The sequence below is a fragment of the Chryseobacterium sp. WX genome (assembly GCF_029542485.1).
GTDB classification, from domain to species: Bacteria; Bacteroidota; Bacteroidia; order Flavobacteriales; family Weeksellaceae; genus Chryseobacterium; species Chryseobacterium cucumeris.
The window spans coordinates 2,684,953-2,709,842 of record NZ_CP120710.1 but is presented as its reverse complement, the minus strand read 5'-3'; the positions used below and the strand labels follow the sequence as shown (position 1 = coordinate 2,709,842).

General features: G+C 35.7%; 22 protein-coding genes. 19 read left to right on the top strand and 3 right to left on the bottom strand.

The annotated features are described in order from the left end of the window. Nucleotides 1–4 precede the first annotated feature (4 nt). The 18 genes from PZ898_RS12195 to PZ898_RS12115 all read left to right on the top strand — a co-directional run bounded on the left by PZ898_RS12195 (nucleotide 5) and on the right by PZ898_RS12115 (nucleotide 19,291). Nucleotides 5–1,246, top strand: coding sequence for a tyrosine-type recombinase/integrase (locus PZ898_RS12195; RefSeq protein WP_277693436.1), 1,242 nt, complete (start codon nucleotides 5–7; stop codon nucleotides 1,244–1,246). A 14-nt stretch (nucleotides 1,247–1,260) separates the two neighbouring features. Then, nucleotides 1,261–1,995: a hypothetical protein gene (locus tag PZ898_RS12190; protein WP_056013291.1), complete on the top strand. Its 735-nt coding sequence runs from the start codon at nucleotides 1,261–1,263 to the stop codon at nucleotides 1,993–1,995. Between the two features lie 78 nt (nucleotides 1,996–2,073). Next, complete coding sequence (locus PZ898_RS12185) at nucleotides 2,074–2,352, top strand: helix-turn-helix domain-containing protein (RefSeq protein ID WP_002976362.1); 279 nt, start codon at nucleotides 2,074–2,076, stop codon at nucleotides 2,350–2,352. A 74-nt stretch (nucleotides 2,353–2,426) separates the two neighbouring features. Then, nucleotides 2,427–3,665, top strand: coding sequence for a primase-helicase family protein (locus PZ898_RS12180; protein ID WP_056074844.1), 1,239 nt, complete (start codon nucleotides 2,427–2,429; stop codon nucleotides 3,663–3,665). 265 nt (nucleotides 3,666–3,930) lie between these two features. After that, nucleotides 3,931–4,809, top strand: a complete 879-nt coding sequence (locus PZ898_RS12175) for a toprim domain-containing protein (protein WP_056074846.1) — start codon at nucleotides 3,931–3,933, stop codon at nucleotides 4,807–4,809. 148 nt (nucleotides 4,810–4,957) lie between these two features. Further along, entirely contained in the window at nucleotides 4,958–5,407 is a 450-nt protein-coding gene (locus PZ898_RS12170; RefSeq protein WP_056075232.1) for a hypothetical protein, read from the top strand. After that, nucleotides 5,400–6,548 (top strand): relaxase/mobilization nuclease domain-containing protein, encoded by a 1,149-nt coding sequence (locus PZ898_RS12165; protein WP_277693435.1) that lies wholly within the window; start codon nucleotides 5,400–5,402, stop codon nucleotides 6,546–6,548. Before PZ898_RS12170 ends, PZ898_RS12165 begins: the two co-directional genes overlap by 8 nt. Nucleotides 6,549–6,570: 22 nt before the next feature. Continuing rightward, on the top strand, nucleotides 6,571–7,182 hold the full coding sequence (locus tag PZ898_RS12160; RefSeq protein WP_056013305.1) for a hypothetical protein: 612 nt from the start codon (nucleotides 6,571–6,573) through the stop codon (nucleotides 7,180–7,182). A gap of 190 nt (nucleotides 7,183–7,372) precedes the next feature. Then, nucleotides 7,373–7,699 (top strand): metalloregulator ArsR/SmtB family transcription factor, encoded by a 327-nt coding sequence (locus PZ898_RS12155; RefSeq protein WP_002981116.1) that lies wholly within the window; start codon nucleotides 7,373–7,375, stop codon nucleotides 7,697–7,699. Nucleotides 7,700–7,754: 55 nt separating this feature from the next. Beyond that, on the top strand, nucleotides 7,755–8,228 hold the full coding sequence (locus tag PZ898_RS12150; protein WP_027377091.1) for a DUF6428 family protein: 474 nt from the start codon (nucleotides 7,755–7,757) through the stop codon (nucleotides 8,226–8,228). Between the two features lie 10 nt (nucleotides 8,229–8,238). Further along, the gene (locus PZ898_RS12145; RefSeq protein ID WP_056013483.1) at nucleotides 8,239–8,730 is read left to right on the top strand and encodes a GNAT family N-acetyltransferase; all 492 of its coding nucleotides are present in this window, start codon (nucleotides 8,239–8,241) and stop codon (nucleotides 8,728–8,730) included. Nucleotides 8,731–8,757: 27 nt separating this feature from the next. Continuing rightward, entirely contained in the window at nucleotides 8,758–9,531 is a 774-nt protein-coding gene (locus PZ898_RS12140; RefSeq protein WP_056013307.1) for a metallophosphoesterase family protein, read from the top strand. A gap of 18 nt (nucleotides 9,532–9,549) precedes the next feature. Beyond that, nucleotides 9,550–9,927 carry a glycine cleavage system protein GcvH gene (gene gcvH, locus PZ898_RS12135; RefSeq protein WP_056013310.1) on the top strand — a complete coding sequence of 126 codons (378 nt, stop codon included), beginning with the start codon at nucleotides 9,550–9,552 and terminating at the stop codon, nucleotides 9,925–9,927. A gap of 3 nt (nucleotides 9,928–9,930) precedes the next feature. Beyond that, nucleotides 9,931–10,956 carry an ACR3 family arsenite efflux transporter gene (gene arsB, locus PZ898_RS12130; RefSeq protein WP_056013313.1) on the top strand — a complete coding sequence of 342 codons (1,026 nt, stop codon included), beginning with the start codon at nucleotides 9,931–9,933 and terminating at the stop codon, nucleotides 10,954–10,956. A 225-nt stretch (nucleotides 10,957–11,181) separates the two neighbouring features. Continuing rightward, complete coding sequence (locus tag PZ898_RS24345) at nucleotides 11,182–11,457, top strand: DUF6660 family protein (protein ID WP_347176659.1); 276 nt, start codon at nucleotides 11,182–11,184, stop codon at nucleotides 11,455–11,457. A 142-nt stretch (nucleotides 11,458–11,599) separates the two neighbouring features. Then, on the top strand, nucleotides 11,600–15,964 hold the full coding sequence (locus PZ898_RS12125; RefSeq protein ID WP_082474556.1) for a CusA/CzcA family heavy metal efflux RND transporter: 4,365 nt from the start codon (nucleotides 11,600–11,602) through the stop codon (nucleotides 15,962–15,964). A 1-nt stretch (nucleotide 15,965) separates the two neighbouring features. Further along, nucleotides 15,966–17,222 (top strand): efflux RND transporter periplasmic adaptor subunit, encoded by a 1,257-nt coding sequence (locus tag PZ898_RS12120; RefSeq protein WP_056013321.1) that lies wholly within the window; start codon nucleotides 15,966–15,968, stop codon nucleotides 17,220–17,222. Nucleotides 17,223–17,239: 17 nt separating this feature from the next. Next, complete coding sequence (locus PZ898_RS12115; protein WP_056013324.1) at nucleotides 17,240–19,291, top strand: heavy metal translocating P-type ATPase; 2,052 nt, start codon at nucleotides 17,240–17,242, stop codon at nucleotides 19,289–19,291. Between the two features lie 263 nt (nucleotides 19,292–19,554). On the opposite strand, the gene PZ898_RS12110 is transcribed toward PZ898_RS12115, so the two are convergent. Together PZ898_RS12110 and PZ898_RS12105 are read right to left on the bottom strand one after the other, a co-directional pair. Continuing rightward, on the bottom strand, nucleotides 19,555–20,649 hold the full coding sequence (locus PZ898_RS12110; protein ID WP_056075237.1) for a hypothetical protein: 1,095 nt from the start codon (nucleotides 20,647–20,649) through the stop codon (nucleotides 19,555–19,557). A 1-nt stretch (nucleotide 20,650) separates the two neighbouring features. After that, nucleotides 20,651–21,466, bottom strand: coding sequence for a sigma-70 family RNA polymerase sigma factor (locus PZ898_RS12105; RefSeq protein WP_056012979.1), 816 nt, complete (start codon nucleotides 21,464–21,466; stop codon nucleotides 20,651–20,653). Between the two features lie 377 nt (nucleotides 21,467–21,843). Here PZ898_RS12105 and PZ898_RS12100 point away from each other — a divergent pair, with 377 nt between their 5' ends. After that, nucleotides 21,844–22,077, top strand: a complete 234-nt coding sequence (locus tag PZ898_RS12100) for a helix-turn-helix domain-containing protein (protein ID WP_056012977.1) — start codon at nucleotides 21,844–21,846, stop codon at nucleotides 22,075–22,077. Between the two features lie 273 nt (nucleotides 22,078–22,350). Here the strand turns inward: PZ898_RS12100 and PZ898_RS12095 are convergent, their stop codons facing one another. Next, on the bottom strand, nucleotides 22,351–24,888 hold the full coding sequence (locus PZ898_RS12095; protein WP_117590171.1) for a multicopper oxidase domain-containing protein: 2,538 nt from the start codon (nucleotides 24,886–24,888) through the stop codon (nucleotides 22,351–22,353). Nucleotides 24,889–24,890: the final 2 nt, after the last annotated feature.

The window sequence follows — 24,890 nt, the reverse complement described above, 5'->3', positions numbered from 1 at the left end:
CCTGATGAATTACACTTTTAAACTCAAGCAACCCAATGGTACAAAGGAAACTCTGATTTATTTCCGTTCATTTTTCAACAATGAAAGTAAGAATTTTATCTATTCTACTGGTGAAAAAATAAAACCAACCGAATGGGATTTTGAAGGTAGGCAACCTAATGACCTAAACGGAAGAACTAAAAGGGCAGAGATTCATCGAAGTATTAAAATGCAGTTGGATAGATATAGTAGTTTTTTTACAGAGATTGTTAATCGATATAAGAACATAAATGAAGAACTTACCGTTGATATTCTTAAACAAAGATTTGATGAAAAATTCAAAAAAATAACAGTTAAAAGTGATTTCTTTAGAATTTATCAGGAGTTTTTAGATGAGAAGGAAAACGACTATACTGGTAATTCGATTTCAAACTCAACTCTAAAGCGTTACAAATGCAATAAGAATTTACTCGAAGATTTTGAAAGCAATAGCAAAGTAAAGATCAGCTTAGGAAAATTTGACAATAAACTTTATAACAAATTTCTAAAATATTGTATTGAAGAAAAGAAACATTCTGCAAATACATTACATAGAAATGTTGGTCTGCTCAAGACTTTTCTTCTTTGGGCTCTAAATAAAAAATATACTTACAATAACAATTTTATTGCTTTCAAGAAACCTGCGAAATTTACAACTGATGAAATAGCTTTGAATTATGAACAAGTTGAACTCATATATAATTACAATCTCAGTGAAAACAAAAGATTAGAAAAGGTTCGTGATCTTTTTGTTTTTGGTTGTACTACAGGAATGAGGTTTGGCAATTACAGTACGATTTCCAGAAGTGATGTTGACGGAAATTTCATACGGGTTATTGATTTAAAAAGTAAATCTAAAAACTTAGCAATTCCTTTAAACAGTATTTCTAAATCAATACTTGAAAAGTATGATTATAATCTGCCAAGTATTACAAATCAAAAGATGAATGAATATATTAAAGAGGTTTTTAAAAAGTTAGAGTTTACCGATGAAATAAAAAAAACTATGAAATATGGTGATGAGCTGGTAGACCAAAAAGCTGAATTTTGGACGAGAATTTCCTCGCATACTGCAAGAAGAAGTTTTATTACTATAATGAAGAACAAACGAGTTCCGGATAAGGTAATTATGAGCTACACGGGTCATACCAGCTTAGAAGTGTTTAATGCCTACTACAGACCAAGCGAAGATGATAAAATCAACTATATGAATGAGGTTTTTAAATAATCACTATTATAATTATGGATCATAAAAAACTTTACGGACGTTGGAATTTTTGGGAGGAATTTGTCGGCTATCCGATGATGCTTTATCATTTGATAAAACGAGAAAAGATTCAGGAGCGGTTTCAAAGGAGAATTGAAAAAGCCAAGCAAAAATCCTCTAAAGTTGTACTCAATGAAAAATTGAGGAATGAGTATTTGATTAGATATGAAAAGTTAGATAACTTCTTCAGTTTTCATTTTAAAGATATTGATACATCACGAAATCATAATTTTGAAGACAAGATCCAGTATTGCTTAGATCAATATAAGAAAGAATCAAACAGCCTGATAAGTTCAAGTAATTTAATGAAGTTGCAAGGCAATTTTCTAAGTGGCGCCGAAACAACGCTTTTTCTATATTTTGCTTTACAAAGCAAAACAAATAGAGAAATTCATTTATCAGATATTATGATTGGTGAAAATAGTTCTAAAATTTTCATCGCTTTTTTAAAAGATAAAAAATTCATCGATGAAAATCACAATCTGCTCGTGGATCAGAAATCTTCTTTCATCAGAATCCACCGATTCTTAAAAGACAATCATATTATAAATCCGGATTTTCAAGATACCACTATTATTGAGGCTATGGAAAACGAATATAATTCCAATTTTGACAAAGGAACATTTTCACGGGCAATAACTGTGAAACCTAATGATTTTGAGGAAACTATCTATCACGAAATATCTAAGCTGTTTAATATCAGGCATTAAACTTTACGCAATTGAGTAGAATTGCATTATTAGTTATTCCAATCATACAATTTTGTCTGCAAATAAATATCACAGATTATGCAGACAACAAACCCATTCCAAACCATTCTCGACGAATTAGGGGAAGTGAAAGACTTACTCTATTCTCTCAAAAAAGAACCTGAAATTGAGTTGAAAAAGAAACTATACTCTATCAAAGAATGTTCAGAAATTCTAAAACTCGATTATCAAACCGTACGCTCACATATTTTAAAAGGTAACATTAAGGCGGAACAAATTGGAAGATTCTACAGAGTCAACCATTTTGATCTTATGGATGCTTTAAACGAAGTCAAGTCGCTTAAGTATAGAAGATAGATAGAGACTTTTTATTTATCAAGCATTCCAATTCACCCTTCCGTATTTCCTGTACGGAATCAAAACTTTAAAATATGAGCGAAAAAATCCCATATCTAAGAGTAGGGACAACCTACTATAAAACTATTGAGAAACCATTAATCTCAGGAGATAAGATCTCAATACTAACTCGATGGAATCGTGAAACCATTATCAGCGATCACGGAAAGATATACGTCTCAAAAGTTCCTAAGTATGACGGTTTCTGTTGTATACCATCCCATTTGCAATACCAACAAATTATCCAAGGATTCTATAATGTTTACAATGAGATTCCTTACCAGCCGATTAAAGAGACACTGGAGCAAACAACCCTACTAGGAAAGATTCCATTTTCACTTAGATTTATGGAGCATATTTTTGGAGAACAGTTGGAATTAGGATTGGATTACATCAAGATCTTACTGCAATATCCAACACAGATACTCCCTATTCTTTGTCTTGTAAGCAAAGAAAGGTCTACAGGAAAATCCACTTTCATCAAATGGCTGAAATCTATTTTTGGACTTAATATGACCTATATCAAAGGTGACTCATTTAGCAGTCAGTTCAATTCGGATTGGACATCTATGTTGATCGTTGCTATTGATGAAGTATTCTTTGATAAAAAGGAAATTACAGAACGTTTAAAATATCTTTCCACGACTGATAAAGATAAGAAAGAGGCAAAAGGAAAAGATCGTGAAGAAGTGGAATTTTTTGGAAAATTCATTCTCTGTTCCAATAATGAAGACAACTTCATCCAGATTGATGAAAATGAGATCCGATTCTGGATTATCAAAATTAGATCAATCAAAAGCGAGAACACTGAATTTCTACACAATCTAAACAAGGAGATTCCCTATTTCCTTCGTTACCTAATCCAAAGACCTTTTCACAGCCGTAAGGAGACAAGAATGTGGTTCACAGATTCACAGATTAGAACAAAGGCTCTTCAAAGATTGGTTTGGAAAAATAACAATAAACTGGAATCTAAGATCATCGAACTTTTATATGAGTTTTTCCAAAGTACCGAAGACAAGATTATTAACTGTATTCCGCAAGATATTTTCAATATGCTTGGTAAAATGTTCAGCAAACAATATTGGACAGTAAACGATATACGGAAACTGCTGAAAGAAATCTGGAAGCTCGAGCCTCAAAACAATTCATTAGCCTATATCAAATACGACCTAGATTATGGCTTAAGTTTTTTTCAACAGAATAAAACAGGGCGGTATTTTACAATAGAAAGGAATTTTATTCTCCAAAAATTTGATGAAATGATGAATTAATAGATAATAAAAAGAAAATCAATGTGTTATCTCTCATCAAAAGCCTCATCAAACTTTTAAACCTTGATTTTTGATGAGAGGATGATGAGAAGAATATTTCCACTTTGATGAGGTGATGAGACTTTGATGAGAGTTTAAATTATTGTTAATCAATTTTTTAAAAGGCTTTCTCATCAATTCATCAAACATTAGACAAAACTAAATCCGTCTACTTTACCCATCAAAATTCATACGCTTATTACTAAAAACATTAAAAAGTACAACAATGAACTGCAAACAATTCAACAGCATATCGTTGGAAGAAGTCCTCCTTTCTCTCGGACACCTTCCAACGAAACAAAATGAAAAAGAAGCTTGGTATCTCAACCCTTTTGCCAACGAATCCCAAGCCTCTTTTAAAATCAATAAAAGTCTAAACTATTGGTATTTATTTTCAGAAGGGATCGGAGGAACGAATACCGACTTTATGAAGAAATACCTGAACGCTTCGGTCAATGAAGTTTTAGTATGGGCAGAAAATCAAAATTTTTCTTCATTTCATCAGCAAAGTATTTCAAATCAGAAAGCAGAAAATTTATCTAAACACTATGAGATCATTGAAATTAAAAACGTTCAGCATCCTGCACTTTTGGAATATTTAAGAGAAAGAAAAGTTGGAAATCAAACTCAGTTCTTAGACGAAATTCATTACCGAATGAAAGATAAAAACTATTTCGGAATTGGCTTCAAGAACTATTCTGGCGGTTATGAAATCCGCAATAAATATTCGAAAATTTGTTTGGGCAAAAAAGATATTTCAACCATAAAAAACGGATCAGAATCGCTTCGGATTTTCGAGGGCTTTTTCGATTTTCTTTCCTTTAAAAATGTAGAGAACTTTTTAGAAAAAGAACCTGTCGATTATCTCGTTTTGAATTCCGTTTCGATGATTTCTAAGATTAAAAATTCACTTGAAAATTATAAAAATATTGAGCTTTATTTTGATAATGACGAAGCAGGAAATCGTGCCGTTGAAATGATTAAAAATGAAAACAAAAACGCAGAAGATTGTCGGGTTTTATATTCAGATTTTAAAGATTTAAATGATTGGATGATTCACAAAAATCCATCACCTGAAAGGCAAGTGAAGCAAAGACGAAGGTGAGTAAAATAAATACAGGTAAAATATGGTGGTATGTTAGTGCAAAAAGTACCCAAAGTTTACAATAAGCGTACCCGCTGATTGCAAAATTGGGATTTTTGATTTCTTCCTATCGTCAGAAATGTTTTTTAAATGCAATAAAATTTACACAATGGAAAAAGACTTTTTACAAGAATTTATAAACCAAGCCACCAAAGAAAATGAAGTCAAAATTGCTCAGGAAAAGAGAAAAAAATATTTTCAGGAATTAGGTCGTAAAGGTGGTTTAAAAACCAAAGAAAATAAAAAATTGGACAAAGTTATTTCAATACGAATGACCAATGCTGAATATGAAATTCTACTTAAAAAACAAGAAAAACATCCGCTGAAATTGTCCACTTATATTCGGAATGTTTTGTTCGAAAAGGAACTTAAAATTAATGAATTCCAAACTGATGAAGTGTTGCTTCAATATGGAAATCATTTCAAAAAAATCACTAATCTTTTAAGAAATCGGGAATGGAATGTTTTTGAAAACAAGAAAGATATTTTAGTAAAAATTGAAAATCTGATCCAATTAATTCATCAATATTTATATTCTAAAACTCAGAAAAATGAATAATTCGGCAACCACAAGAACCATTACAAAAATTGCTTTGGAATACAATGCAAACGATAAAGGAACAGCAGAAATGGTGGCTTCGAATTATCTTTTGAGTGACACTGCTGAAGGTCAATTTAACGAAATGAAGACCGTAGCTGAAAGAAATCTCAAAGTGAAGAAATGGGCATTGACGGGTTATATTTCTCAACCAGACGAGATAGGCAGAGTATTAAAAGATGAGGAATTAAAACAGATTGCGATGGAAACTCTTGCAAAAGTTGGTGTGACAAACAAAAATCAGTACCGACTGGATATTCACAATAGTACGAAACATAAGCATATTCATTTTATCGTGAACAGGATTGATATTTCGGGAAAGTGCACCGTGAAATCACACGATATCGGAAAGAGATTTGGTGAAGCTGTCAGAGAAGTTTGTAAAGAGAAAGGATTATTAACCGATGTTGAAATTGGAGTGCAAAAAAAAGCCGAGATGTTGAAAATCTTGACCGAAACTATCAGGGCAGAAGATAATTTTGATGATCTGATCTTATCAATGAAGAAAAAAGGTTACGAAGTTCAATTGTCTTCAAATGTCAAAGACGGGATTTCGGGAATGCGAATTGTGATGGAAAAAGACAAAAATTTTCAAACTGAAAGGATTTATATAGCTGGTTACAAATTGTCTGAAATTTCAAATCAATTGAAAATCTCTGAAATAAAATCTTTTTTTGAAGTTAAAACTGCGGTTAAGGAAGTACAAAAATACGCTAGCAACTTAAAGGAATTTCGGGAAAATATACAACAAAAAGGATTTTCTGTAAAGATGCAATACAATGGAGAATTTAAAGCCAATCAAAAAAATGAAATTCAAGATATATGGATCAATAAAGTTGATAGTAATCAACAGAAAAGCGGATTCTTCTTCCGGAAAAATGTCGGATTCTCTCTGTCGGCAATAGATCCTGGTCTTGATGATCTGGTAAAATCATTAAGTCAAAATAGTGTAAATAATGATGCAAGTAATCATCTGAAATCAGACCCAAATGAAAGCTTAATAGATATTGCAGGCGAGTTAATAGGCGACTTCCTTAATCCAACCTATGTTTCTCAGGACGAAGATGAACTCTGGAAAAAGAAGCGAAAATTAAGAAGATAATTAAAAATATAAAACAATAAATATGGATAGTGAAAATAAAGAATCTAAAAGTAACGCAATGGAACTTTTAGAAAACGTGATCAAATCAAATATGGAAAATATTGAACAAAATATCAAACTTCAGTTTGCCATTGAAGATCATACGACTCTATTGAATGATTTAAAGATCTGCTTGGAAGACGGACAGTCACTCAATAATGAAACTGTGGTCTTTTTCAAATTAATGCAAGCCAAAATAACTGAATTTCTTGCCAGTATTCCTACCCAGACAGAAATGGTTCTTTCAAAAGAAACTAAAGATTATTTGGAGGGTTTAGGAAAGGATATACGATGGAAGAAGAAATTTATTTGGAGCGGAATTGGAGTTTTTGTCTTTGCGGTTTTAGTACTGATCGCCTCCATTAATTTCTCAACCAATTGGTACAAAGAAAGCATCAAAGCTAAAAGTGAACTACGCCAAGATATTTTAAATGAAATTGCTGATGAAGGAAAAAAAATCTACGATGAAAATGAGATAACAATTTTGAGAGAAAACACTCAAATAATGCAATTATGGATTAAAAATAATCCTAAAAAAGCGGAAGATTTTCTGAGGTTTAAAGATGGATATAACGCAAGTAAGGAAAATCATTAAAGAATTATCAATCAGCTGGAAAATTACTTTGGAGGTGAAAATTAAGGTAAAAACCTTCGGTGAATATATTTTCTACTATTTGAATTCTTTTTGAATTGGATCCCTAAGCTTCTCTTTAGACAATTTATTAAAAAATATTTTGCGAAGTAAATATTATATCGTAATATTGCGATATAATATTTTTGGAATTATGGGAGCTACTAAAACAGAACATTTTACAGACAAACAAAATCAAATTGCAACTATTGCAAAAGCATTGGGGCATCCTGCCAGAATTGCTATTATTGAGTATTTGATGAAAGTTAATGAGTGTATTTGTGGTGACATCGTGAATGAATTACCATTAGCTCAACCAACAGTTTCCCAACATTTGAAAGAATTGAAAAACGCAGGGATTATAAAAGGTAACATTTCCGGAAACGCTATCTGCTATTGTATAGACGAAAAGACTATCGAAATTTTAAACACTTATTTTTCCGCAATAGTACAAACCGTTACCAAATCAAAATGCTGTTAGCATTTTTTTATCAAAATATATCGCAATATTGCATTTAAACTATAAAGATTCAATTATGAAATTATCAGAAGTCAAACAAATTTTGCCAACATTAGAAAATGTTGAATTCCAATTAGAGAATGGTGCTTTTGTTCCTGAACATTTTCACGTTACGGAAGTAGGAATGATCAATAAAAACTTTATTGATTGTGGCGGTGTCATCCGTTCAGAGAAGGTTGTCAATTTTCAGCTTTGGAATGCAGACGATTTTGAACATCGTTTGAAACCTAACAAATTACTCAACATTATCAAACTTTCTGAAGATAAATTAGGAATAGAAGATTTTGATATTGAAGTTGAATATCAAAGTGAGACAATCGGTAAATATGATCTGGAATTTAACGGGAAAACATTTATTCTAAAAAATAAGACTACAGCTTGTTTAGCACAGGACGCTTGTGGAATTCCATCAGAAAAAGAAAAGAAAAACTTATCTGAACTTAATGTAAATCAAAACAATTCTTGCACACCAGGTGGCGGATGTTGCTAATTCAGTTGCTATGGAAATAAAGCCTATTACCAAAGAAAATTTTCCAGAGCTGGTAGAAATCTATGGTCAGGGATTAGAAACCAATATTGCCACTTTTCAAAATGATTTGCCAATATGGGAAGATTGGGATAAAGGACACCTTAATTTTTGCAGGATCAGTATTTATGAAAATAAAGAAATGCTTGGTTGGGCTGCATTATCTCCTGTCTCCAGCAGATGTGTTTATTCGGGCGTAGCTGAAGTAAGTGTTTATGTAGCAACAATTGCAAGAGGGAAAGGGATTGGTGAAATGTTGTTGAATGAATTGATTAAACAAAGTGAGTCAAATGAAATATGGACTTTACAATCCGGGATATTTGCAGAAAACCAAAATAGCATAAGATTACACGAGAAATGTGGTTTCAGGATCATCGGCTATAGGGAAAAAATTGGAAGAAAGAATGGGGTTTGGAAAGACACTGTCTTGATGGAATGCAGGAGTAAAATTACTGGAATAGATTAAAAATAAAAATTATAAAATCAACAAAAAATGAAAATTGCATTATTCAGCGACATTCACGCTAATCTTCCTGCATTGGAAGCATTCTTTACAGATGTTGAAAAAAGAAATCCCGACAGCATTTATTGTTTGGGAGATTTAGTAGGTTACAATATCTGGCCAAACGAAGTGGTCAATGAAATCCGTAAAAGAAGAATACCAACTATTGCAGGCAACTACGATTTTGGTATTGGGAGAATGAGCAATGAATGCGGTTGCGCCTACAAAACAGACGCTGAGAAGGACAACGGAAACATTTCCATTTCTTTTACTAATTCTTTGATGAAAGACGACGAACGTGCGTACCTGCGTACACTTCCAGCACATATAAAAGTAGAATTTCAATTGAATGAAGACAAACTAAACCTGCTTTTGGTACACGGGAGTCCGAGAAAAATAAATGAATATCTTTTCGAAGACCGTGAAGAAAAAAGTATGCTCCGCATTATGGAACAGGCCGATGCCGACATTATGTGTTTCGGACATACACACAAACCATATCACAGAGTTTTAAATTCGGGTATTGATGGTCAAGATCATTTTCGTCACGCAGTAAATATCGGTTCGGTTGGGAAGCCGAAAGACAATGATATCAGAGGTGGTTATGTGATGTTGACAGTTGATGAAAACAGTTCTATTTTGAACAAAGAAAGCATCAGTGTAGAATTTATCCGTTTTGACTATGACTTTGAAAAGGCAGCAAAGGCAGTGGAAGACAGCCCTCTTCCAAACGAGTATGCAGAAAATCTAAGACGTGGCTATTAATCTTCAAAAATCTAAAAAATGGAACTTTTAAAAGATTTATATTATTCTAAAGAACATACTTGGGTTCGTATTGAGAACAAAATTGCAACTGTCGGTATTACAGCATTCGCTCAAAAAGAATTGGGAGAAATCGTATACGTTGACTTGCCGAATGTTAATCATAACTTCAAACAAGACGAAGTATTTGGTTCTGTAGAAGCCATTAAAACCGTCAGCGACCTATTTATGCCTCTTTCAGGGAAAATAATTGAAACCAATGAGCAACTTTTAAAAGAGCCAACGATTGTAAATTCTAATCCATTTGATAATGGCTGGATGGTGAAAATTGAAATTGAAGACCTAAGAGAAACTGAAAATTTATTAACAGCGGAACAATACGCTCAACTCAATAATTAGACGATGCAACCAAAATTAAAATTCCTCGACCGCTTTCTTACCTTATGGATTTTTTTAGCAATGCTTTTGGGCGTTGGGTTGGGATATTTCTATCCTAATATCTCTACTGTCACAAATTCTTTGTCTGTCGGAACAACTAATATTCCTTTAGCAATAGGATTGATTTTGATGATGTATCCACCGTTGGCAAAAGTGGATTATACTCTTTTACCAATGGCTTTTAAAGACAAGAAAGTAATGTCGGTATCATTACTTCTAAATTGGATTATCAGCCCTATTTTAATGTTTGTTCTAGCTATCATTTTTCTACGAGATGAGCCGGACTATATGATTGGTCTAATTTTGATTGGTCTGGCAAGATGTATTGCAATGGTCATTGTCTGGAACGATCTGGCAAAAGGTAATCGGGAGTACGCAGCACTGCTAATCGCATTAAACAGTATTTTCCAATTGGTGTTCTATAGTTTTTATGTCTGGCTTTTCATTAATGTACTACCACAAAAACTAGGCTTAGGTAATTTCAATGTTGCTGTACCAATGAAAGACGTTGCCGAGAGTGTATTCATTTATTTAGGGATCCCATTTATTGCAGGATTTTTGAGCCGCTATTTCTTGATTAAATTGAAAGGAAAAGAGTGGTTCAATAGAAAATTCATTCCGGCTATTTCACCTATTACTTTGTATGCTTTGCTGTTTACTATAGTATTGATGTTCAGTTTGAAGGGAGACAAAATTTTAGAGCTACCAATGGACGTTGTTAAAGTTGCTATCCCATTAGTAATTTACTTTGTTCTCACATTCTTCATCAGCTTTTTCATTAGTAAGGCATTGAAGGTGCCTTACGATAAAAACGCATCGATTGCTTTTACGGCAACTGGAAACAATTTTGAACTAGCGATTGCCGTTGCTATAGCAGTTTTTGGAATCCATTCTTCACAAGCATTTGTTGGGGTCATCGGCCCTCTTGTGGAAGTACCTGTTTTAATTTTATTGGTAAGGGTTAGTTTGTGGCTGAAACAAAAATATTAGAATTCATCTTAATTGTAAACAGCTCGTAATACAGAAATAGTTATTTTTACCATTTTGATGATTTTCTAAAGTGTTTATCCATCTCATTTATCCCTTGACATAATGTAGTCCTACGATAATTTTTCGTTACAACCAAAGACACAATAATAAAATTATATTTAATACTTTTGTAAAGTGAAAGTTTTAAGACTCATATTGACATTCTATTTCATCGCATTATTGGTAATGCCTTGCAGTGATATCAATGCAAAGTCTTTATCAAATCATTCTTCCAAAACTTCGATGCAGGCGGAGGATACTCATTCTGACGAAAGTGATGATACCTGTTCTCCTTTCTGTTTTTGTAGCTGTTGCCAAATCACGGTTATTGCATTTAAGGTTGAACCTTTATTAGAAATTCCAACAAAGATTTCCTTCTATTTTTCAAAAAAGATTCTTTTTCACAAGAATAATATTGCCTATCAGGTTTATGACCACATTTGGCAACCTCCCAAAATTTAATTTTTTACCGATTTTTTGAAAGACACTGTAATTGATGCATTGTCTTCAATATTATGTTTGCTGTACTATTATTATTGATATTCGGACAGGTTCTGCCTATTATTCAACAGCAATTTCTATAAAAAGTTAAATTAAAAATTCTGTGTTAGATAAAATCATAAAATTTAGCATCAACAACAAGATTGTTATTGGCGTAATGACCTTGTTGTTGATTATATGGGGCTCGTGGAGTGCAACGAGATTGCCCATTGATGCAGTTCCTGATATTACCAATAATCAGGTTCAGATCATTACAGTTTGCCCGACATTGGCGGGACAGGAAGTAGAGCAGTTGGTAACGTTCCCAATTGAACAGAGCATTGCCAATATTCCCAATATCGAAGAAACCCGAAGTATTTCAAGATTCGGTCTATCGGTTATTACCGTTGTATTTAAGGAAAATGTTGATGTCTATTTTGCACGTCAACTCATAACTGAAAAACTGAAGGAAGCTTCCGAAGAAATCCCGAAAGGCGTTGGAACGCCTGAGCTTTCGCCAGTCAGCACTGGTTTAGGGGAAGTGTACCAGTATATTCTCCATCCGAAAAAAGGTAGCGAGAAAAAGTATTCCTCCAAAGAACTGCGAACAATGCAGGATTGGATCGTAAGAAGACAGCTGAACGGAACTCCCGGTGTCGCAGAAGTCAATAGTTTTGGAGGAGAACTGAAACAGTATGAAGTAGCTGTCGATCCCAACCGTCTTAGGGCAATGGGAATCAGCATCACAGACCTTTTCACCGCTTTAGAAAAGAACAATCAGAATACAGGAGGGGCTTATATTGATAAAAAACCAAATGCCTATTTCATTCGTGGAATCGGCGTCGTAACTTCGCTTGAGGATATTAGAAATATTGCCATTGATAATAAAACTGGCAGTGTTCCCATCTTTGTCAAAGATGTTGCGGAAGTCCGTCTCGGCAGTGCAGTTCGCTATGGAGCAATGACCTATAATGGTCAGGTAGATGCTGTTGGTGGTATTGTTATGATGCTGAAAGGAGCAAACAGTAATGAAGTTGTCAATTTAATTAAGGATAAAATTCCGACGATCCAGAAGTCACTCCCAAATGATGTGATTATAGAGCCGTTCCTGGACCGTACAGATCTTGTTGGAAGAGCAATTAATACGGTTGAGAAAAATCTTATTGAAGGTGCACTCATCGTAATTTTTGTACTGGTCGTATTCTTAGGAAATTTCAGAGCAGGATTGATTGTTGCCTCTGCAATCCCACTATCACTCCTTTTTGCATTAGGGATGATGAATGTTTTCGGAGTCAGTGCCAACTTGATGAGTTTAGGCGCGATAGATTTTGGATTGATCGTTGATGGTGCCGTGATCATCGTGGAGGCTACACTCCATCATTTGGGTCTTAGAAAATCTACTCAAAGACTGACACAGTCAGAGATGGATGAAGAAGTTTTCCTTTCCGCTTCTAAAATCAGAAACAGTGCTGCATTTGGGGAAATTATTATCTTGATCGTTTATATTCCTATTCTAACTTTGGTGGGTGTTGAAGGTAAGATGTTCACGCCAATGGCAAAAACAGTTGGCTTTGCAATTTTAGGAGCTTTGATACTATCGTTGACCTATATTCCTATGATGAGCGCCTTGTTCTTATCTAAAAAGATTTCGACAAAAGCAAGTTTCTCTGATAAGTTGATGGATAAACTGCAAGGTATCTACCAGCCAATATTGCAAAAAGCGGTAAAAATTAAAGGAGTGATTGTTTCAGTGACTATTGCTTTATTCGCATTGAGCCTCATTATTTTTAGCAGGATGGGAGGAGAATTCATCCCGCAATTACAGGAAGGAGATTTTGCTTTTCACTGCATATTGCCCCAGGGAAGTTCACTGTCGCAAAGTATTGAAACGTCTATGCAGGCATCCCGAATCATCAAAGGTTTTGATGAAGTGAAAATGGTAGTGGGAAAAACAGGGGCTGCCGAAGTTCCCACTGACCCAATGCCTCCGGAAGCGACTGATCTGATCATTGTTTTAAAGCCACAGGATGAGTGGAAGAGTAAAAAGTCTTATGATGAGCTGGCAGATGAAATTTCAGAAAAATTAGAATTGATTCCCGGTGTATTTTTCGAGAAGAACCAGCCTATACAAATGCGCTTTAATGAACTAATGACTGGAATCCGTCAGGATGTGGCGGTGAAAATCTTTGGTGAAAATTTGGATTCCCTTACAATTTACGCAGATCAGGTCGGTAAAGTCATTCAATCTGTTGATGGGGTTACTGCTCCACAAATTGAACGCATCAGCGGGCTACCACAGATCAATGTAGAGTATGACCGCACAAGAATGGCAAACTATGGGTTGAGTATTGAGGATGTTAACAATACTTTAAGTACAGCTTTTGCAGGTAAATCTGCTGGTCAGGTTTTTGAGAACGAAAGACGTTTTGACCTGGTTGTCAGACTCGACAGTCTTCACCGAACCAATATCGATGACGTCAATAATTTGATGATCTCAACTGGTACCGGAAACCAGATCCCACTTTCCCAGGTAGCGAATATCAGCTATAAACTAGGCCCATCTCAGATCAGCCGTGATGAAGGGAAACGTAGAATTGTGATTGGATTTAATGTGAAAGACCGTGATGTTGAAAGTGTAGTAAAAGATATTCAAACTAAGTTGGATAAGCAAGTAAAATTACCTTCAGGGTATTACTTTACTTATGGCGGTCAGTTTGAAAATCTCCAAGCCGCAAGCAAAAGACTGATGATTGCGGTTCCGGTTTCTTTACTCCTGATATTTTTTTTGTTATACTTCACATTCCGCTCATTTAAGCAGGCTGCATTAATTTTTACTGCGATACCGATGAGTGCAATTGGCGGAATTTTCGCATTATTGATAAGAGATATGCCATTTAGTATCAGCGCTGGGATTGGTTTTATCGCTTTGTTTGGCGTTGCCGTTCTTAATGGGATTGTTCTTATCGGAACCTTCAATCAATTGGAAAAAGATGGCGAAACCGATATTCTCAAACGTGTTTTTGAAGGAACCAAAACAAGACTTCGACCAGTCTTAATGACCGCAGCCGTAGCTTCATTTGGTTTTCTTCCGATGGCCATTTCAACAGGAGCCGGAGCGGAAGTTCAGAAACCGTTGGCAACAGTGGTTATAGGTGGCTTGATCACTGCGACTTTCTTGACGTTATTTGTTTTGCCAATGTTGTACATTATTTTCAATACAAAATTCAGAAAGAATCATTTTAAAATGAAATCTTTGACAACGATTGTCGTTGTAGGATTTTTACTTGTAGGGCAAACTTTAAATGCTCAAAATATAAAAACATTATCGGTGGAGCAGGCGACAGAAATGGCTTTGAGTAATAATTATTCAGTAAAAACGAAGGATCTGGATATTAAAGTTTCTGAAGCCTTAAAACCTACAGCCAATGAACTTCCAAAAATGAATTTTAGTGCGCAGCTTGGACAATACAACAGTCCGAAGTTTGACCAGTCGTTTTCCATTTCTCAAAGTATTCCTTTCCCGACTTTGTTTAAGGCAAGAAAGGAACTTATTGCTCAGGAAATCAAAGGGAAACAGATCAGCAGAGAACTAACTGTTAATGAGCTTGCAAAACAGGTCAGAACGTATTTTTATCAGATTGAATATTTACACTACAATCAGAAGAAACTAATGAAACTCGATAGTCTGTATCAGGATTTTATCAGGATTGCAACCGTCAGATTTAATGCAGGTGACATCAAGAAGATAGAAATCAGTACAGCGGAAACGCAGAAAGGTGAGATCAATCTATTATTAAATCAGAATAAAATCTATCTTGATAATGCTTACAAAAATTTGAAAACGCTTTTAAATACAGATGATCAAATCGAGATTCCGCTTAGTGAAAATTATCAGCCACTGAAATTTGAATATATATTGGACAGCACTACAATTGCCAATCATCCAACCGTCAAAGCATTCTATCAGGAAATGGAAATTGCCGAGAAAAATAAAAATGTAGAAAAATCCCAGGGCTTACCTGAATTCAGTTTGGGTTATACGAATCAATCGATCATTGGTTTTCATACCGTGAATGGGCAGGAAAAATATTACAATGCAGGGAACCGTTTTAACGTTGCCAACATTGGGATATCAATACCGTTGACGTTTGGAGCAACCAAAGCAAGAATTCAGTCCTTGGATTATCAAAAGCAAATGGCAAAATCCAATGCGAAACTTCAGCAAAAACAATTGTCCGCCCAACTTGAAAACGTATTGAACCAATACAAACAGGATATTCTGCAATATGAATATTATGTCGGTCAGGCTTTGCCAAATGCCGAAAAAATTGTGAAAGCTGGTCAGCTCGGTTATAAAACAGGAGAAATCTCCTACGTTGAATACCTTTTTGCATTGCAGACCGCAACCAATATTCAGCTCAAATATCTGGAATCAATTCAGCAGGTCAATCAGTCTGTGATCAACATTAACTCTTTAATCAATAAATAATATGAAACAACATATCATCTACATCGCCTTTGTCTTGGTTTTTTTCGTAGGCTGTGGAAAAAAGGATGCTTCAACTGAAGTGGAGGGCGAAGTGAAAACCGAACAAGCCGAAGAGCACGGCGAAGAAGCCCCACAGACTATCGCTAGCTTGACTGGAGAGCAAATGAAAGCGGTGGGCATCACTCTGGGCAAAATCGAGATGAAAGAACTGACTTCTACCATCAAAGCCAATGGAGCACTTAGAGTTCCGAACAATAATAAAGCGACCGTCACATCAATGTATGGTGGGATTATTAAAACTTTGAATGTGCAGATCGGGGATTTTGTAAGAAAAGGACAGGTAATTGCCTCCATTTCAAATCCGGAATACATTCAGTTGCAAGAGCAATACCTGACTGTGAAAAGTAGGATTGCATTTGCAGAACAGGAATACAGGAGACAGAAGGAATTATTTGATAATGATGCCGGCGCAAAGAAGAACCTTCAAAGTTCAGATGCTGAACTGAAAACCCTGAGAACACAAAGATCTTCTGTGCAGAGACAGCTTCAGATTATGGGCATCAATCCCGCCAATGTCAATAATGGAAATTTGCGATCCGGTTTAGTGATCACATCACCAATCAGTGGAACGGTCAGTACTATTTCTGCACAAATTGGAAGTTACGTTGACATCTCATCACCTGTTGCAGAAATCATAGATAACGGTTCCCTGCATCTCGATTTGCAGGTTTTTGAAAAGGATCTGCCAAAAATGAAAGTTGGGCAAATCGTCCATTTTAAATTAACAAATAATCCTGAAACCGAGTACGATGCAAAAATCTACAGCATTGGTTCATCCTTTGAAAACGACAGCAAAACAATTTCGGTTCACTGTTCTGTAACCGGAAACAAATCCGGACTGATCGACGGAATGAATATCACAGGAATTGTCAGCCTGGATAAAAGTACAACACCCGCAGTTCCAAACGAAGCCATTATAGAAGCCGACAGCAAATATTTCATTTTTGTCAGAACAGACAAAAAAGCTGAAGAACATCACGAAGAGGCGGAAGGTGAACATTTAGATGAGAAGAAGATATCTGAGAAAGAAGAAAAAATGACAAATTTTGAAAAAATAGAAGTTGTAAAAGGTTCTTCCGATATGGGATATACTGCAATTACAACCGTTAATGAAATTTCTGCAAATGTGGAAGTTGTTATTAAAGGTGCATTTTTTGTCAATGCTAAACTGAGTAATTCCGGGGAACACGAACATTAATTTTAAAATCTACAACAATGGAACACAAACATATTTACGACAAGGAAGGAAATCAGCTTTGCTGCACACCTCAGGAAGGCAAAATCTACAATGATGCTGGCGCCAAAAAATTACTTGAGGATGACAAATGCTGTTCTACCAAAAATAACAAAGCTGAAACGCACAGCGAGGACGACGGGCACGACCACGACCATAGCACTGGTGAGAAAAATACATTTCAAATGTTTTTACCAGCAATTGTTTCTCTGGTTATTCTGTTGATAGGCATCGTACTGGATAACTTTTTTCCGCAGGAGTGGTTTCAAGGCTGGGTACGGATCGTATGGTATGCGGTGGCTTATTTGCCTGTGGGTCTACCCGTTCTAAAAGAAGCGTATGAAAGCATTGCCAAAGGTGACGTTTTTTCGGAATTTTTTCTAATGGGCATTGCTACTGTAGGCGCATTTGCAATCGGTGAATATCCGGAAGGGGTTGCTGTTATGTTATTCTACAGTGTAGGAGAGGTTTTCCAGACACTTGCTGTTTCGAGAGCAAAGAATAATATCAAAGCATTGTTGGATCAGCGTCCTGATGAGGTGACCATTCTGGAAGGTAACCAACCAAAGACCATCCCTGCCAAACAGGCGAAAATTGGAGATATTGTACAGCTAAAATCAGGAGAGAAGCTGGCTCTGGACGGAGAGTTGGTAAGTGAATCCGCATCGTTCAATACTGCGGCATTAACTGGTGAGAGTAAGCCTGATACCAAAAACAAAGGTGAAAGCGTGCTTGCCGGAATGATCAATCTACAAACTATTGCTCAGGTAAAAGTGACAACTGCTTACGAAGACAGTAAGTTGAGCAAAATTCTGGAATTGGTACAAAATGCGACAGCTCAGAAGGCACCTACTGAACTTTTTATCCGAAAATTCGCAAGGATTTATACACCCATTGTCGTCGGACTCGCAGTACTGATATGCCTACTACCATATCTGTTCGTGGAAAATTATGTTTTCCGTGACTGGCTTTACAGGGCATTAGTGTTCTTGGTTATCTCTTGTCCTTGCGCTTTGGTTATTAGCATTCCTCTAGGTTATTTCGGCGGAATTGGCGCAGCTTCAAAGAACGGTATACTGTTTAAAGGAAGTAATTTTTTAGACATTATTGCCAATATTAAAAATGTGGTGATGGACAAGACCGGGACAATGACCGAGGGCGTCTTTAAAGTTCAGGAAGTTACTTTAAAATCTGAATTTGATAAAGATGAAATTCTGAAGATGGTAAATGCTTTAGAAAGCAAAAGTACCCATCCGGTCGCTACGGCAATCCATCAATATGTCGGCGAAATTGACCATTCTATACAATTAGAAAATACAGAAGAAATCGCTGGGCACGGATTGAAAGCCAGTATCAACGGAAAAGATCTACTTGTGGGAAATTTTAAATTGATGGATAAGTTCAATATCAAATATGATCTTGACCCTACGCAAATCGTTTATACAATAATTGCAATCGCATATGATGGAAAATTTGCAGGCTACATTACTATTGCAGACAGTATAAAAGCGGATGCACAGCTGAGCATTGATAAACTTAAAGCCTTAGGTGTAAAAACCACGATGTTAAGTGGAGATAAGAGCACTGTTGTACAATTTGTTGCAGATCAACTGGGAATAACTAACGCCTTTGGCGATCTGTTACCGGAAGATAAGGTCAACAAAGTAAAAGAGATCAAATCACAAAATGAAACAGTTGCCTTTGTGGGAGACGGCGTCAATGATGCCCCTGTTGTTGCCTTGAGCGACGTAGGTATTGCAATGGGCGGATTGGGAAGTGATGCAACCATTGAGACCGCAGATGTAGTCATTCAAGACGATAAGCCAAGCAAAATACCGATGGCGATCAATATCGGAAAGCAAACCCGGAAGATCGTTTGGCAAAATATTTTTCTAGCTTTTGCTGTGAAAGCGATTGTACTGGTATTGGGAGCTGGTGGATTAGCAACAATGTGGGAAGCAGTTTTTGCGGACGTAGGAGTTGCTCTATTAGCTATATTAAATGCTGTCAGAATTCAAAGAATGACTTTTTAATAATGCTATTTATAAGTATTAAAAAAACAGAGATGCTTTAAAAGTACATTTACAACTTCATATTTAAGGCTCAACTAGATGGTTGAGCCTTAAATATAAAAGTTATTATCCTGAAGTAATCGTTTAATCTATTAATGAGCGTTTGAAGTATTTTAAAACATAAGTAAAAAAAGAGCCCACGCCGTTGTATATACTCACTGAGTATTTAGTGAGTGTTCAACACCTCACCCTGCGGGTGTACAAGCACCCTCGTTATTTTTTTCCTATCCAATGATCAATTCTATACCCGCCTTTTCTGCTTTGTATTTTATTTTGGTCTGCAATTCATAATAACTCCAGTTGCGAAGCACAAATTCCTGTTCTTTAGCAATACCTATCTTGTCTTCCTGATTTTTAAGTATCAATGTGCCTGCCTTTTGCTGGATACAGAAATCGATAAGTTTTCGGCTATAAAGGTGAAGCCGATGACTTACATATCTGCTTTCCAGATTCTCTGTCTTATACAATGCTTTCTGTTTGCGTTTAACTCCATTTCCTGAACGGGCATAGGCGATACCGTCTTGAATCCTTTTCTGACTTGCCTGGATCGCAAGCCTGCGATACAGGAACTCCTCTTTCGAGCCAATATTGATTCGCACATTGTTGGCCTTTACCACTATCGGGTGTTCCAAAGACAGGGAAGCCTCTGCAATGATTTCGGGTTTTAATTTATGTTCTTCTTTTTCAAATTCAAATACTGCAAGCCAATAGATCTTTGCGGCTTTCAGCTGGATCTGTGATGTGCAAAGCTTTATCTCTCCCCTTAAAAGACGTTCCATTATCAATCGCTTGTCGGTAAAATCTTTCCCTAAATAAGTTTTAACCGGAATAGCAAACATATTGAAGCTATATGCTTTCTTTTCGGGATCATACTTCATTTTGCTGATGCATTTGACCGGAAGCGGAATTGGAATATCTTTCTTAAAGTTTCGCAATGATTTTGTTCCCTGCCAATAGTCGGCTTTGTTTTTAGAGAAGGTCGATTGAATCGTATTGTTCAGGCTTCCCAGAATATCAGTAGGTATTTCTCCCTTGAAACGATCGAAGACCATCCGTGCAGTTGTGTGTGTTTTTGATCTTGTAAATATTCCCATTTCATCTTTATTTACATCCGCCAGCTTGTATTGTATTTCTTCTGTAAGGTAAAAGAAATCCTTAATCATTTCCTGAACATACAGATGGGAAACGATAAAATTAGCCGCTCGGAAACAGCGGTTCTGATACCGGTAGAGTTTTTCCCACATCTCTTTTTGTTCATTTGCAGGAAGATCGATCAGCAACTGAATTCTTCGGGTCAATGTCATCGTGGATTTTTCCATTTCAAAGAGGTATTTCAGAAGTGTTTTGATTTTGTAAATATTGATATGCATACAGAAATTCCCGATGTACTTCCTTTTCAGGTAATTTGAGTTCTCGGGCAATAACTGTAAATGAAGATTTCTGCTCAAACCTTCTTTTCAAAATATCGAGTTGTTGACTACTGAGTTTTTCTGACTGTTCCTTGTTATCGAAAGCTTTTTCCTGTGGCTGTTCAAAAGAACTTCTATTAAGAATTTTTCGAAGATCATTTATAGCTCTGCTTACCTCATTGCTGATGTCTTTCACACTACTTCCCATTGCTTCTGCGATTGGTTTGTGCTGAAAGCCATATACCAAGCAAAGCTCGATCAGGTGTTTTCTTTTGGGATCCAGAACGGGTAAAACTTTTTTGACTTCATCGAAATTTTTCTGATCCGACTCGTGACTGAGGAGATTCTCTTTATCAGTCAGGGGATCATAACCCACAAGATAATCCTGATAATTCTCAAAACTTTCAAGAGAAGCCATTAAGCGGCTGAATTTATTTCTTGGAGCGGTTACATACGATATAGAATCTCTTTTCATCACAAACCGTAAAAAGCCAGTAATATGATTAGGCGTTTCAATGGTGTCACGATGCAGCCACAATTTAAGGAAGGTGTCCTGAACGATAGTATTCACCACAAAATCATCCTTAAGCACCTGCCATCCAACCCAGAAAAGAAGTCTCTTGTAACGCAGATGAATATGTTCCAAAGCGGTTGGATTGCCTTTTTTCAACAGTTCGTACAACTGAAGATCGGTCAACTTTCTAGGCAATGATTCTGTTCTTTTCATAAGCAGCTTATTTTATCTAAATTATTGCTGGAAGTAACTGCTTAGATAAATAAGGTGAATTCCTTTGCATCATTGAAAATACTTACTACATTTTTCCTAAAAGAAAAGGCGTGGAACTCAGCTTACAGCATTAGAGGCACTGGTATACCTGTGTACGATAAGTGAGCCCACGCCGAAGTCGTGGGCACATTTACTTATCTCCTCGTACACATAAAATTACCAGTTTTCTAATGCGAGAATCTAAGCAATAGCTTCTATATTTCTTTGAACTATCGCAAAGTTACACTCTTGTAACTTGTATTACAAAGATAACAAAAATAATTTAATTACGGTCGAACGACCGTAGAATTTCAATAACAAAATATTTCTTTTGTTATATGATTGACATAAACGAGAAAATCTGTTCGTATATAACTAAAAATTGGTTGATTCCTTGGCTTAAAGAAAATAAGTCACAGAACTCGTTTGCTAAAAGCCACGATATTGAAGAAAGTACTGTACGGAAAATCAAGAGTGATGGTACATATAGAATTCCTGTTGAAACACTTTATAGAATTTGTAAAGCAAGAAAACTTACTCTTGAACAATTTTTCAACCTCATTAACGAATAAAATACCGACAATAGTTGCTATTTTATTATTATAAAAATCTGTATTAAGATTATCGTTTGGTTAGAATATTCGTCACGCAGTTAAAAAAAAGAAGAGGTTTATTTACAATGAAAATTGTGAAATTTAGGTTTAACTTGATTATGTCGAGATTATATAAAAAAGGATTATTAATGGTTAATATAAATTATAGCAACAAAATCCATCTCAAAAAGATGGATTTTGTTTTAATGTAGAATAAAATTTGTGCGAATTTCTTTACATAATTCGTTGAAATTAATAATTAAGCGAAATACCAAATCCCCATCCCATATCACTGTCATAATGTGTACGAATACCCACATTTTTATTGATAATATATTTTAGCTCAGTCATATATTCCATATCGGTGTTTACCATAAAACCCGCCCTCAATCTTTTTGTAATCGGAATGTCTTCACGCATCAACGACAATCGTACAATACCATCGTGATATACTTCTGCCTGAAAGTTTACTAACATTGGCAAAGTGTACATCAAACCTAAACTAATGGCTCTACGTGTATCTTTTTCATTTTTTTGTCCAAATAAATTGGTTTCGTGTTCATCCATACCCATTTTACGATATCTCCAATCAAAACCAATAAAGGGCATAAACCATTGCATTTTACCTATGTATCGTCCTAAGTGCGTTTCTACTTCATACCCGTGCATATCATTATAGCCTAAACGCCATTCTGTACCTAAACTCCATCTTGCATTCTGAAGCATTGCGTCACCATCATTCCCATTGGTAGCGAAATCATTCTGCGCCATAAAGTGTGGCATATTACTCTCTCGCTGCAACATATTATATGCTTGTTTTTTGTCAGGTAAATTCGGATTTTGATAATCGTCAACTGCAAAAACTCTATTCATCCCCGACATCATATGGTAAAGTATATGACAATGGAAAAACCAATCTCCTTCTTCATTTGCTAAAAATTCGATGATATCTGTTTCCATTGGCATTATATCCAATACATTTTTAAGTGGTGATTTTTCGCCTTTACCGTTGATTACCCTGAAATCAAAACCGTGCAGGTGCATCGGATGTCGCATCATTGAGTTATTGTAAAGGGTAATGCGTAAGATTTCTCCTTTCTTTACAGGGATTTTATCAACTTCTGATAGGATTTTGTTATCCATACTCCACACATAGCGGTTCATATTTCCTGTAAGGGTAAATTTCAATTCTTTTACTGGAGCATCTTTAGGAAGTTCCGTATTGGAAGGAGATTGTAACATTGCATAATTCAGCGTTTTGATTTCTCCCAAAGCATTTGCATTGTAACGGTTGGGATCATTTTCCATATTCATATTGTGTTGACTATGATCTTCTTTCTGCTTACTATCTCCTGTGATTTCGGGATACATTACCACATTCATATCCATTTGGTTCAAGCTCATTTTCATTCCCATATCGTCCAAATCGCCATTCATCTTCATCATATCATTCATCATTTTCATCCCCTCAAAATATTTAAGGCGAGGAAGCGGAGAAATAAGCTGTTTAATACCATTGCCCACAAAATAACTTGCAGATTGTGTTCGGTCTTCAGTAGTGGCTAGAAACTCATAGGCAACCCCATCGTTAGGAATTGTTACTACTATATCATAAGTTTCGGAAACTGCAATGATTAATCTATCTACCTCTACTGGCTCTACATCATTACCATCATTGGCTACTACAGTAATTTTACCTCCTGCATATCGCAACCAAAAATAAGAGGATGCCCCACCATTTGACACTCGTAATCTTACTTTATCTCCTGCTTTTAACGTTTTACCATCAACCTTTTTTAAATCAGTAGAATGATTTCCGTTAATTAATATTTTGTCATAATACACATCGCTTACGTCCATTGCCAGCATCCGCTTCCATTCATTCTTTACTTTTGTTTTAAAATAACCTTCTCTAATGGCTTCTGCGTAAGATTGTGTTGCATTTTTTTTAATAGCCGCCCAATCATTGGCATTATGTAACATTCTGTTAATGTTATCCGGGTTAAGGTTTGTCCACTCACTTAAAATGATGGGTACGGTAGGCAAATCATCAATTCCCTCTCTAAAAGTTTTATCATCCTCACGCTTTTTCATTACAAAACTGCCATACATACCAATCTGCTCCTGCAGACCCGAATGTGAGTGATACCAGTGCGTTCCGTGTTGGATAATCGGAAAACGATAGGTATAAGTTGAACCTGCTGGAATGGGTTTTTGAGTAAGCCAAGGCACACCATCCTCTTTATTGGGTAAAAAAACGCCATGCCAATGTAGTGATGTACTTTCTTTTAATTGATTATGTACAACAATTTCGGCTGTATCACCTTCTGTGAAAGTGAGCGTGGGCATCGGTATTTGTCCATTTACTGCTATGGCTCTTTTTTCTTCACCTGCATAATTTACTAGAGTATCTTTTACAAACAGTTCGTAACGGACTGTTTTTGGCGGTTTTGTGTTTACAATTCTTTTTACGGTTTGAGGCTTTTCTTTTGGCATAGACATATTGTTCATTTTGTCCACCATTTTCGGCTGCTCTTTTGGAGGTATCTGCATTTCATCGTTCTTTTTGTTTGATGACTGCTTTACCGTTTTAGCCTTTTCTTTTATCAATTTCATACCACACTTTAGACAGTTGCCTGGTTTTGCGGCGTGGATTTCGGGATGCATCGAGCAAGTATAAGTTGCCTGTTGCACCTTTTCGTTTTTACTCATATCCATACCTTTCATATCCTGTGCTTGTGCAAAGGTGTACATGGCAAGGATGAATATTACTAATGTTATCTTTTTCATTT

Coding starts and splice junctions, on each gene's coding strand:
- PZ898_RS12140 (WP_056013307.1), top strand. CDS start 8,758: ATGAAAATTGCATTATTCAGCGACATTCACGCTAATCTTCCTGCATTG.
- PZ898_RS12190 (WP_056013291.1), top strand. CDS start 1,261: ATGGATCATAAAAAACTTTACGGACGTTGGAATTTTTGGGAGGAATTT.
- PZ898_RS12165 (WP_277693435.1), top strand. CDS start 5,400: ATGAATAATTCGGCAACCACAAGAACCATTACAAAAATTGCTTTGGAA.
- PZ898_RS24345 (WP_347176659.1), top strand. CDS start 11,182: ATGCCTTGCAGTGATATCAATGCAAAGTCTTTATCAAATCATTCTTCC.
- PZ898_RS12110 (WP_056075237.1), bottom strand. CDS start 20,649: ATGGAAAAATCCACGATGACATTGACCCGAAGAATTCAGTTGCTGATC.
- PZ898_RS12100 (WP_056012977.1), top strand. CDS start 21,844: ATGATTGACATAAACGAGAAAATCTGTTCGTATATAACTAAAAATTGG.
- PZ898_RS12105 (WP_056012979.1), bottom strand. CDS start 21,466: ATGAAAAGAACAGAATCATTGCCTAGAAAGTTGACCGATCTTCAGTTG.
- PZ898_RS12145 (WP_056013483.1), top strand. CDS start 8,239: ATGGAAATAAAGCCTATTACCAAAGAAAATTTTCCAGAGCTGGTAGAA.
- PZ898_RS12120 (WP_056013321.1), top strand. CDS start 15,966: ATGAAACAACATATCATCTACATCGCCTTTGTCTTGGTTTTTTTCGTA.
- PZ898_RS12175 (WP_056074846.1), top strand. CDS start 3,931: ATGAACTGCAAACAATTCAACAGCATATCGTTGGAAGAAGTCCTCCTT.
- PZ898_RS12170 (WP_056075232.1), top strand. CDS start 4,958: ATGGAAAAAGACTTTTTACAAGAATTTATAAACCAAGCCACCAAAGAA.
- PZ898_RS12185 (WP_002976362.1), top strand. CDS start 2,074: ATGCAGACAACAAACCCATTCCAAACCATTCTCGACGAATTAGGGGAA.
- PZ898_RS12155 (WP_002981116.1), top strand. CDS start 7,373: ATGGGAGCTACTAAAACAGAACATTTTACAGACAAACAAAATCAAATT.
- PZ898_RS12095 (WP_117590171.1), bottom strand. CDS start 24,888: ATGAAAAAGATAACATTAGTAATATTCATCCTTGCCATGTACACCTTT.
- gcvH (WP_056013310.1), top strand. CDS start 9,550: ATGGAACTTTTAAAAGATTTATATTATTCTAAAGAACATACTTGGGTT.
- PZ898_RS12115 (WP_056013324.1), top strand. CDS start 17,240: ATGGAACACAAACATATTTACGACAAGGAAGGAAATCAGCTTTGCTGC.
- arsB (WP_056013313.1), top strand. CDS start 9,931: ATGCAACCAAAATTAAAATTCCTCGACCGCTTTCTTACCTTATGGATT.
- PZ898_RS12195 (WP_277693436.1), top strand. CDS start 5: ATGAATTACACTTTTAAACTCAAGCAACCCAATGGTACAAAGGAAACT.
- PZ898_RS12180 (WP_056074844.1), top strand. CDS start 2,427: ATGAGCGAAAAAATCCCATATCTAAGAGTAGGGACAACCTACTATAAA.
- PZ898_RS12160 (WP_056013305.1), top strand. CDS start 6,571: ATGGATAGTGAAAATAAAGAATCTAAAAGTAACGCAATGGAACTTTTA.
- PZ898_RS12150 (WP_027377091.1), top strand. CDS start 7,755: ATGAAATTATCAGAAGTCAAACAAATTTTGCCAACATTAGAAAATGTT.